Source organism: Skermanella sp. (assembly GCF_059503625.1).
The window spans coordinates 1-674 of record NZ_JCACHA010000745.1 but is presented as its reverse complement, the minus strand read 5'-3'; the positions used below and the strand labels follow the sequence as shown (position 1 = coordinate 674).

The 674-nt window shown below is 65.1% G+C and carries 1 protein-coding gene; it reads right to left on the bottom strand.

Features of this window, described 5'->3' with window-relative positions:
• On the bottom strand, nt 1–674 hold a 674-nt coding region (locus tag AC5JJ6_RS25535), incomplete at both ends, for a xanthine dehydrogenase family protein molybdopterin-binding subunit (protein ID WP_496044766.1).

Sequence of the window (674 nt, the reverse complement as noted above, 5' to 3'; positions counted from 1 at the left end):
GCTTCCCAGACGCCGGACGCCATGCCCCAGCCGATCAGTTCGCGGCCCTCGCGCATCGACCGCGGCTCAGGCGTCCGCTTCGACCAGCCGAAGCGCTCGGCGCCCTGCCGGTAGCAGGCGCGCAGCTCCTTGCTGCTGAACGGCTTGTCCGCGTTCTGGTCCTTCTCGGCGTAGTTCTTCAGCCGGAGTTCGATCGGATCGACGCCGGCCGCATAGGCCAGCTCGTCCATCGCCGCTTCCAGGGCGTAGACGCCCAGGGTGGCTCCGGGAGCCCGCATGTCGCCCGGCGTGTAAGTGTTCAGCTTCGCAAGCTCATAGGTGAGCTTGGTGTTGGCGCAGTCGTAGAGCAGGCCCGACCAGTTGACGACGACTTCCTGGTAGTCCTCGAAGGTCGAAGTCTCCGCGACAGCGTCGTGGCGGATCGCCTGAAGCTTGCCGTCCTTGCCGGCGCCGATGGCGATCGTCTGGATCGTGTCGGGACGATGGGTAAAAGTGAACATCTGGTCGCGTGTCAGCACCACCCGCACCGAGCGCTTAAGCTCCATCGCCGCCATCACGGCCAGGAAAAGCTGGTACTGCGGCCGCAGGCCGGAACCGAAAGCCCCGCCGACGAAGGGCGAGATCACACGGATGTCGTCCTTCTTCAACCCGAAGATGCCGGTGACGTAGTTCTG